This window comes from Austwickia sp. TVS 96-490-7B (assembly GCF_019331795.1).
Taxonomy (GTDB): Bacteria; Actinomycetota; Actinomycetes; order Actinomycetales; family Dermatophilaceae; genus Austwickia.
On the sequence record NZ_JAHPZL010000013.1, the window covers coordinates 21,270 to 30,356 of the forward strand.

Genomic DNA, 9,087 nt, shown 5'->3' on the forward strand with positions numbered 1-9,087 from the left:
TTAATGGGATGGTGACGGGTCCACTGCGGGGTGAGATGAGGAGGGGTTTCCCGCGGAGTGAGTTGGTGACGGCTTCGCGTCTGGGACGGCAGTCAACGCTTCCCACCCGTGGGCAGGCGCTTTCCCCACGGGGAGTGCTTGCAGGGCGGTGAGCACCTCGGGGGTTTGAGCTTCCATCCAGTCGACGAGTTGACGGAACGAGACGAAACGCACGTCAGGGTTGCGGGCCATCCGCCGGGCGGCTTCTTCAACGGCGTCCATGTAGATGCCGCCGTTCCAATGTTCGAAATGATTGCCGAGGATGTACGGCGCCCGATTGCCGCGGTAGGCGCGATCGAAACCAGCGAGGAGCGCGTCAATGACTAGGTTTTTCCATTGCTGGCGTTGTGCGGCGCTGCCAGCGTTCACGTTGTCCTGACAAAACTGGTACATAAAGTTGTAATCCATGCTGAGGACTTCACCGTGACCGCGCATCGGGACGGTGCCCATGGAGATATCCCACAGGCCGGTGCGGTGGCGTTCCGGCCAGGTTTGGTGGCGGGTGCCGCTGGAGTCGTAGCGCCACCCGAGGGCTTTAGCGACGGGCAGCATGTTGTCGCGGCCTTCGAGACATGGGGTGCGCCCGCCGACGAGTTCGGTGCGGTAGTCGAAAGGCAGCGCAGGCAGGTCGGTATATCCGGTGTGGGTGCGCCAGTTCTGCACAAGTCGGTAGGCTTCGTCGATTTCGTGCCGCCAGTCGGCCTGGCTCCACGAGGAGACTCCGCCAGGTCCGCAGAAATGCCCGTTGAAGTGGGTGCCGATTTCGTGGCCTTCAGTCCAGGCTTGGCTGATGCCGCTGATGGTCCGCCGTACGCTCGCTTCAGGGAGGAACGGGATGGCGGAAGCTCCGGCGGGACGGCGCGGAGGTTTGTATTCCTTAGCTTTGTTTTCGGGGAGGAGATAAAGACCAGAGAGGAACAGCGTCATAGATCCGCCGACGTCTTGGGCGACTTTGCGGAATCGAGTGAGGAGTTGTGAGGGTCCTTCGGCGGCACCATCCCAGGAGATCACCACGAACTGTGGTGGGCGCTGTCCGTGGTCGAGTCGGGCGCTCTCCGGCTGGTGCGGTTGGGGTCCGGTCTTCGCGGTGGAGCCGTCACCAATGGTTTCGTGGTGCGCTGTGCTGGCTTGAGGGGTGCTGCTGGCGGTCGCGGCAGCGGTGGTGGTGGGGGTGGTCGCGGCAGCTTCCGGGGTAGTGCCGCAGCTGCTGGCGCTGCTGGCAGCGGCCAGGGTCAACCCCAAGGCACTCCACCGGAGAAGATCCCGCCGAGACAGTGAATCGCCTTGTCCTGAATCGATTTTGCCGCCGTCTCCGGTCATGCTCACCACCTGATGCGTTGCTTTCAGCGTCCGTACGGACTACTCCCAGCATCGCAGGTGATGCCAAGGGGTCGCATATCGGTTCATCCCTGGGCGGGTCAGGCCGCCTGCGCAACGACCGCGAGCCGCCTGATCCAGATCTGCACACTGCAGACTGACGGAGAGTTGCGAATTGTTGCATCATCACGCTGTTCCGGGAGGCTTGCGCTAGGGTGTGAGACATGAAAATTGCCGTCGCCGGGCTCGGTTATGTTGGGCTGGCAAATGCTGTCATTCTCGCGCAACATCATGACGTAGTAGCCGTCGATATTGACGCACATCGAGTGGCGATGGTGAACGAACGAAGATCACCCTTGGCTGACGTCGAGCTGGAAGATTATCTCCAGCACCGCGAATTGCGACTGCGCGCCACCACTGATGCACATGACGCTTTCCAGGGAGCGGACTATGTCCTGATTGCTACCCCTACCAATTACGACGAGAAGCTGAATTTTTTTGACACCAGCAGCGTCGACTCGGTGCTCGCTCAAATTGAGCAGATCGACTCCCGCGCTATCGCGGTCATCAAGTCAACGATCCCGGTGGGATATACCCGGGGAGCTCGGGAAAGATTCTCTGGCCTGCGGATCATGTTTAGCCCAGAGTTCCTCCGTGAGGGTCGCGCCCTCTATGACAATCTCCACCCCAGCAGGATCATCATCGGGGGCACCGGGCCAGAAGCAGAGAAGCTTGCCGCGCTGTTCGCGCAGGGTTCAGTGGATCCTGACACCCCGATCGTCTTGACCGGCTCGACGGAAGCCGAGGCGATCAAGTTGTTCGCCAACACCTACTTGGCGATGCGGGTGTCATATTTCAACGAATTAGACACCTACGCCGTGACCCACGACTTAGATACCAAACGGATTATCGAGGGCGTCGGCTTGGATCCGCGGATCGGCTCACATTACAACAACCCCAGCTTCGGCTATGGCGGGTACTGCCTTCCCAAAGACACCAAACAGCTCCTCGCTAATTACGATAAAGTGCCGCAAACGTTGATCCGCGCCATCGTTGATTCAAATACGACACGCAAAGATTTTATTGCCGCAGATATCCTGTCACGTGAGCCCCGAACTGTCGGCATCTATCGGTTGACCATGAAGACCGGAGCCGACAATTTCCGATCATCTTCGATCCAGGGAATCATGAAACGGATCAAAGCGAAGGGCATCCCGGTTATCGTCTACGAACCCACCTATTCCGGGACAGAATTTTTTCACTCTGAAGTCGTGCGTGACTTAGACGATTTCACGACGCGCTCTGATGTGATCGTCGCTAACCGATGGCACGACGATCTGGCAGATGTCAGGGAAAAGGTGTACACCCGCGACCTCTTCGGCTCGGACTAAGCCTGAGCGTTGTCGCGCTGTGGCGAGCGTGGGGGTCACGCGCATCGGCAGGCCGAGCGTCGACGTACCGATGGCGTGTCAGCGCAGATCAGCCGGGCCGGTCATTCTCCCGGTGGCCGCCCTGCTGCCCCGGGAAAGCGCAGCAGGCAGGCACCGGGTTCAGCGAAGGCGCGTAGTTCGCCACCATCAGCAGTGCCCCCGTACGTCGTCGCCGCTCCTTGCACCATGCCCAGATGGACCTGACAGAGGATGTCGGGAGTGTGGGTAGCGGCGTCAAGAAGGGGGCAGGTGCGCAACGCGACGGTGCCGTCGGCGCGGGATTGCGGGGAGAAACCGAGTCCATCGAGAAGCTCGATGAGTCGTCCCCGCACGTGCGCGCCGTCGCTTTCGCCGGCTTCGGACTCCCGACCCCCGGCAGGCGTGGCAGCGTCGGCGGGCGTGGCAGTCTCACGGCGCTCGCCGGGTTCGGATGCCTTGGAGGCACTGTGGTGGCGTTCGTGGAGGGTGCGTCCGGCGAGGAGTTGACCCCAGGTGCGACCGATCCGGTGAGCATCATCGACCGGATTCCCTGACCCGGTCGCGACGTACTCCGCGAATGCCCTTGCCATCGTGATGTATTCGGCGCTAATGGGGGCGTCTACTCCCGCAAGGGCTGATCGGCCTAGAAGGGTGAGGTGGTAGTGCACCCCAGGTCGCCCCCGGCCGGTGCTACGCACGGCGAGAGCGGTGACTAGTCCGTCGGCGACGAGTGCGTCGAGGTGGCGGCGCACTCCATTGGGGTGCGCGTCGAGGTGTTCGGCAAGTTGGTGTGCGGTGGCACCGGCCCCCTGGGTGTGCTCCCCGTCGGCCGACTTGACGTCACCTTCCTGATGAAATCCGCTGAGGGCCCTGAGTACTCGTAGACGGGCCGGTGGGAGTTCGGTCAGGTCTGGGGTTGACGCGGGGCCATGTCCCGGCGTAATTTTCACACACCAAGTGTATAAAAAAATCTCGACATGAGGGGACGAACTCCATGGCCGACAGGACAGTTCTGCCGCTGACCCGGACTTCGGACCCTACCGGGATCGACACCTACCTTGACGACGGGTGGCTGTGCGCGCCGACCGTCCAGGTGAGCGACGGCGACGGCGAGCGGGTGCATTGGCTGATCCCGCCCCCTGAATTGGTCTCCCTCATCTGACCACCTCACCGACATCTGGTCGCAGCCACAACGGCAGAACCTCGACCCTGACATCGCTTCCCCTGTTTGCGATGGGTGAGACTGGCGGACATGAGCGATGTCCAGATTTTCCACAACCCTCGATGCAGCAAGTCCCGCGCAGCGCTGTCGGCTGCCGCTGATGCCGGTGCCGATGTCCGCATCGTCGACTACCTGCGTACCGCTCCCACTCGTGACGAACTGCTCGCAGTCCTTGCCATCCTGGAGGACGCCCCGTCCGCGTTGGTACGTCGAGACGCCGGTTTTGCCCACGCCGGTCTGACTGACGCAGATGTGCACACCGCCGAGCAGGTCGCCGATGTCCTTGCCGCCCACCCGGAACTGATGGAACGCCCGGTGTTGGTGCGGGGCAATCGCGCGATCATCGGGCGGCCCACCGAGCGCGTCGCTGCGTTCTTGGCCGACGAGTGAGCGCTCACCTGGCAGGCCCGTTTCCCTTTGTTTTGGAGCATCAGTACGCCGATGATGTCCCTGCCCTGTCAACGCCATGGCGTGCGATGGCTCCGCCCCGGCCCCAGCTGGTGGTATTGAACACCGACCTGGCTGGGGAGCTGGGCTTAGATCCCGAGTGGCTGGCATCACCGGTGGGGCTGGATTTCCTGACCGGACAGGTCCCGACGACGGTGCCGACCGCCGCGCAGGCCTATGCTGGCCACCAATTTGGCGCCTACTCCCCACTGTTGGGTGATGGAAGAGCCTTACTACTCGGGGAGGTCGTCACTGGCGATGGCGCCCGCCATGATCTGCACCTGAAAGGGTCTGGACCCACGCCGTATGCTCGACGCGGCGACGGCCGGGCAGTCCTTAGCGCCATGCTTCGTGAGCATGTCATCGGTGAAGCTTTGCATGCTCTGGGCGTCCCCACGACGAGGGCGTTAGCGGTCGTCACCACCGGCGAGGAGGTCGTGAGAGACACTCCACACCCTGGGGCGATCCTCTGCCGCGTCGCCGCTTCACATCTGCGGGTGGGCACGTTCCAGTACGCCGCTGCCCGTGGCGACGTGAACGTGGTGTCAGCACTGGCTGATCATGCGATTCGGCGGCATTATCCGCAGTTGATGGATAGCGCTGACCGGTATGTGGGTTTCTACGAGCAGGTCGTGTCTGCTCAGGCGGCGCTGGTCGCGGCCTGGATGGGCGTTGGTTTTGTCCACGGGGTGATGAACACGGACAACACGACTATCAGTGGGCAGAGCATCGATTTTGGTCCGTGTGCATTCCTTGATCGGTATGACCCGGCAGCGGTGTTTAGCTCGATTGACGTGTCTGGAAGGTATGCGTTCGGGCATCAGCCAGGCATCACCCAATGGAATCTGGCTCGTCTTGGTGAAGCTTTGCTGCCGTTGTTGGGTCGCGATGAGGAGGCGGCGGTCAGTCGGGCCACAGAGGTGTTGTCGACGTTTCCGCAGAAGTATCGAGATCAGTGGGTGCAGGTGATGTCGTCGAAGTTGGCGTTGCCGACGGCTGATCCGGTGTTGATACGGGACCTGATGGTGGTGTTAGAGCAGGGGGCGGTGGATTTCACGGTATTTTTTCGAGCGTTGGCAACCGGTGAGGCTCGGTCACTGTTCAGCGATTCCCGGGGATACGACGGGTGGGTCGGTCGGTGGCGGTCAGCGGTGGGGATGGCATCTGAGGGGGATGTGGATCCGATGGTGGCGGCGGCTATGGATCGGGTGAACCCGGCGTACGTGCCTCGTCATCATCTTGTTGAGGAGGCATTGGCTGCTGCTACTGGGGGAGATATCAGCGCGTATGCACGTCTTGTCCGGGCAGTCAGTGCGCCGTGGACGGCTCGCGCTGACTGGGAAGATCTGGCCGCGCCACCTCCGGTGGGGACTCCACCAACGGTGACCTTTTGCGGGACGTGACTGCGCCTGCCGTGTGGACTCACCCGAAAAAATGCTGGCGCAGTGGTGCGGCGCAGGTCCGGGTGTGATCAGCGGCGGAGTCGTCGCCAGCCCCAGAACGCGCCACCCGCGAGAGCAGCGCACGCGCCGACGACACCCACGATCAGACCCACTGGCGGACCGCTAACCGGCTCGGCCGAGATCGCGGTCGGCCCGCTGGGCTTCGCTGGGCTCTGCGCATCAGGTTGGTACGACGGATCCCAGACCCCCATCGACTTCACCCCAGAAATTGTTCTCTTCGCATTTTTAGACTTGTCATCCATCTGCCCTAGAGGATTCGAATCAACCTTGGGCACATCAGCTGTCAACGCCGCGTCAGCATCCACCACACCCCACCCACAATCCGCATTAGGGACATCTCCCGACCCAGATTTCTGAGCAGTCTTAATTACCCGGTTAATAACATTTGCAGCATCTAAATCAGGATGCTTTGAACGCACGGCCGCCACCACACCCGCCACCACCGCCGTAGCAACTGACGTGCCGGATGACATCTTATATCCCCCACCAGGAATCGCTTGAGGTATCTCCACCCGAGGCTCACTAGATGCCGAAAACGGCCCGCACACACCCACCCCTTGAGAATATACCCCCATCAAGCTATTCGAATTTGGCTTTCCAAAATTTGACTTTTTGTCTCGTTTGAGATTCTTGTCAACGCCACCCACAAGCAGTACGCCAAACTGTTCCGTCCATCCCCCAAAAAGTTGATCGCCTTCGTTGCCGGTTGCGGCTACTATTGCGACGTCTTTTGACTGCGCATAGGAGATAGCCGCGTCTATTCCATTCGTGGCACCACTAAGAGACAGACTGATCACTTTGGCACCTGAATCTGTGCAATATTTGATGCCTTCTGTCACGGGGTCCGGTCCTGGCGGGGCTGAACCGAAGGAGATACTCATGATTTCAGCATCAGGTGCAGCGCCCAGCATCCCTTCGCTCCCGTTGGGACCATGCCCTCGACCAGCGATATTGACTGCCATGCCAGTGCCATGATCACCGACAAGATTTTTATGGGGCTGCAAGCCGTCAGGTGATCCCCCACCCGTCATATCTTTGCCACCAGCAAATTTGACACCCTGAAGATCAGGATGCTTCGTATCCACCCCACTATCAATCAGACAGATTTTGACTCCTGCCCCCCGAGATATCAGCAGTGACTTATCAATATTCATGGCGGAGATCCACCACTGCCGATCCCGGATATTGTCAGCCCACACCGGACTCACGGACATCGACCAGACAACACCCGCGACCATCACTCCCTGACATACCCGGAACCCATTTTTCACGCGTGTCGCCTCCGCAACCACCAATACACTCCACCCATCAACGCGCCACACACACCCATGACACCCACAATCAAACCTACCGGCGGACCGCTAACAGGCTCAGCCGAGATCGCGGTCGACCCGCTGGGCTTCGCTGGGCTCTGCGCATCAGGTTGGTACGACGGATCCCAGACCCCCATCGACTTCACTCCAAAAATTGTCCTTTTAAGGTTCTCGGATTTGTCATCCATCTGCCCTAGAGGATTCGAATCAACCTTAGGCACGTCAGCCGTCAACGCCGCTTCAGCATCCACCACACCCCACCCACAATCCGCATTAGGGACATCTCCCGACCCAGATTTATGCGCCGTCTTAATCACCCGGTTAATAACATTCGCAGCATCTAAATCGGGATGCTTTGAACGCACCGCCGCCACCACACCCGCCACCACCGCCGTAGCAACTGACGTGCCGGATGACATCTTATATCCCCCACCAGGAATCGCTTGAGGTATCTCCACCCGAGGCTCACTAGACGCCGAAAATGGCCCACATACACCCACCCCTTGAGAATAAACCCCTTTCAAACTATTCGATTTTGGCTTTCCCCAGTTTGACTTTTCATTCCGCTTAAGATCCTTGTCAACTCCGCCAACTAGCAGCACTCCAAATTTGTCATCCCACCCATAAAATTGATTTTTTCCATCATTTCCTGTGGCTGCAATTATCGCTGCATCTTTTGATTGTGCGTATGCGATCGCTGAGTCTATTCCATTCGTGGCACCACTAAGAGACAGACTGATCACTTTGGCACCCGAATCAGCGCAATATTTGATGCCTTCTGTCACGGGGTCCGGCCCTGGAGGCGCCGCACCGAAAGAGACACTCATGATTTCAGCATCAGGTGCAGCGCCCAGCATCCCTTCGCTCCCGTTGGGACCATGCCCTCGACCAGCGATATTCACTGCCATCCCAGTGCCATGATCACCGACATGATTTTCATGGGGCTGCAAGCCGTCAGGTGATCCCCCACCCGTCATATCTTTGCCACCAGCAAATTTGACACCCTGAAGATCAGGATGCTTCGCATCCACCCCACTATCAATCAAGCAGATTTTAACTCCTGCCCCCCGCGATAAAGAAAGCGACTGTTTGATATGCATAGAGGAGATCCACCACTGCCCATCCCTAATTGAGTCAGCATATGAGCTAGGGGCACTCATACCCCATACCATTCCGAAGCATACTAGGAGCATGGCAGTCTTAGATTTCACTTGTCACCCTCTCGGAAGTCACTTATGCTCTTGTTTTTTGATTGAAGTGAAGTTTTGACAAGCACTACTATCGCTGTCGAGGTATGAACTATACGAGTCGCGCATTGCGTTTAGAAAAGAGCATACTAACTTATCTAAGTTAACCAGATTTGCGCTTAATTCCCGATTTTTTATCGTAATAACTTTCCATGATTTTACGACTTCCGCGATATCTCCACCTGGATTTGATGAATCAAATTCTTCTGACCTGCGATCAACTTTGATAATTTCTTCTTGGAGCTTTTTATGGATTGAATACAGCCGCTTGTAGGTCGCCTCGAAGTCTTGCGGGTTGAAATTGAACTCCCCGACCCTACCCAAACTCAACGCTTTCATAGCTTTTTCAGCTTCCGTAGACACCCCTTGAGGGCCTGGGCGCTCAAACGGATTCACTGCACTCCCATTAGCACGCACGTCAGACATCAGCGGCCCCTCCTCGGGTCGTCATCCTCATCATCATCAAACACATACAACGCCCCCTCATCACCCAACACCGGCGGCACCGCATACTTCGGCGTCCCCCACAAATCATCCGACTCCATCAAATACTCCTTCCGACGCCGCAACTCCCGCTCCTTCTCCCCAGCACCAGCACCGCCACCGCCACCCATCGGACCCATCCCCGCA

General features: G+C 58.9%; 9 protein-coding genes and 1 pseudogene. 4 read left to right on the forward strand and 6 right to left on the reverse strand.

From position 1 onward, the window contains the following. Nucleotides 1-1,359, reverse strand: a complete 1,359-nt coding sequence (locus KEM60_RS14285) for a hypothetical protein (protein WP_219108408.1) — start codon at nt 1,357-1,359, stop codon at nt 1-3. A gap of 221 nt (nt 1,360-1,580) precedes the next feature. Here KEM60_RS14285 and KEM60_RS14290 point away from each other — a divergent pair, with 221 nt between their 5' ends. After that, nucleotides 1,581-2,747: a nucleotide sugar dehydrogenase gene (locus KEM60_RS14290; RefSeq protein WP_219108410.1), complete on the forward strand. Its 1,167-nt coding sequence runs from the start codon at nt 1,581-1,583 to the stop codon at nt 2,745-2,747. Nucleotides 2,748-2,848: 101 nt separating this feature from the next. Here the strand turns inward: KEM60_RS14290 and KEM60_RS14295 are convergent, their stop codons facing one another. Further along, on the reverse strand, nt 2,849-3,715 hold the full coding sequence (locus KEM60_RS14295) for a metalloregulator ArsR/SmtB family transcription factor (protein WP_219108413.1): 867 nt from the start codon (nt 3,713-3,715) through the stop codon (nt 2,849-2,851). A 44-nt stretch (nt 3,716-3,759) separates the two neighbouring features. Here KEM60_RS14295 and KEM60_RS14300 point away from each other — a divergent pair, with 44 nt between their 5' ends. The 3 genes from KEM60_RS14300 to KEM60_RS14310 all read left to right on the forward strand — a co-directional run bounded on the left by KEM60_RS14300 (nt 3,760) and on the right by KEM60_RS14310 (nt 5,837). Next, on the forward strand, nt 3,760-3,927 hold the full coding sequence (locus tag KEM60_RS14300; RefSeq protein WP_219108414.1) for a hypothetical protein: 168 nt from the start codon (nt 3,760-3,762) through the stop codon (nt 3,925-3,927). Between the two features lie 90 nt (nt 3,928-4,017). Then, entirely contained in the window at nt 4,018-4,377 is a 360-nt protein-coding gene (locus KEM60_RS14305; RefSeq protein WP_219108416.1) for an ArsC/Spx/MgsR family protein, read from the forward strand. After that, nucleotides 4,374-5,837: a YdiU family protein gene (locus KEM60_RS14310; RefSeq protein ID WP_255574693.1), complete on the forward strand. Its 1,464-nt coding sequence runs from the start codon at nt 4,374-4,376 to the stop codon at nt 5,835-5,837. The genes KEM60_RS14305 and KEM60_RS14310 overlap by 4 nt, the downstream gene beginning before the upstream one ends. Before the next feature lie 68 nt (nt 5,838-5,905). On the opposite strand, the gene KEM60_RS14315 is transcribed toward KEM60_RS14310, so the two are convergent. The 4 genes and pseudogenes from KEM60_RS14315 to KEM60_RS14330 all read right to left on the reverse strand — a co-directional run. After that, complete coding sequence (locus KEM60_RS14315; protein ID WP_219108418.1) at nt 5,906-7,135, reverse strand: S8 family serine peptidase; 1,230 nt, start codon at nt 7,133-7,135, stop codon at nt 5,906-5,908. Between the two features lie 29 nt (nt 7,136-7,164). Then, the gene (locus tag KEM60_RS14320; RefSeq protein ID WP_219108420.1) at nt 7,165-8,310 is read right to left on the reverse strand and encodes a S8 family serine peptidase; all 1,146 of its coding nucleotides are present in this window, start codon (nt 8,308-8,310) and stop codon (nt 7,165-7,167) included. A 129-nt stretch (nt 8,311-8,439) separates the two neighbouring features. Next, complete coding sequence (locus KEM60_RS14325; RefSeq protein WP_219108423.1) at nt 8,440-8,883, reverse strand: hypothetical protein; 444 nt, start codon at nt 8,881-8,883, stop codon at nt 8,440-8,442. After that, nucleotides 8,883-9,087 (reverse strand): annotated as a pseudogene (locus tag KEM60_RS14330) (hypothetical protein); the annotation flags it as partial. The gene KEM60_RS14325 and the pseudogene KEM60_RS14330, both read right to left, overlap by 1 nt.